The organism is Telluria sp. AZSoR62 (assembly GCF_058111565.1).
In genome coordinates this window covers 1-259 of sequence record NZ_JBYTST010000402.1, presented here as the reverse complement: position 1 = coordinate 259, position 259 = coordinate 1, and the positions used below count along the sequence as shown (strand labels likewise).

Below are 259 nucleotides of genomic sequence, written 5' to 3'. Positions count from 1 at the left end.
CAGCTCGCAGAGGCTGGCGGCGGCACAGCCGTTCTGACGGCCGACGCCGGACTGGCTTCGGTGATCGCCGCGGTGAACGCTGCCGCCGCTTCTGCTCCCGGGACGCTGGCGATGGCCGGCTACGCGGAGGCTTCCGATTTCGCCGGCCGGGTGGAGGAGCTCTCCCGCACCGTGGACTACCTCCAAATCCTCGCCGCCGGCGCCGTGGACCGCACCCGCACGCAGGCCATCACCGCCGCCGCAGCCACAAGCCGCACCC

Annotated in this window: 1 protein-coding gene; it reads left to right on the top strand. The window is 73.4% G+C overall.

Annotated features, from left to right (window positions below):
- A partial coding sequence (locus AC3XQU_RS24245; RefSeq protein ID WP_489876674.1) for a hypothetical protein occupies window positions 1-259 on the top strand: 259 nt, incomplete at both ends.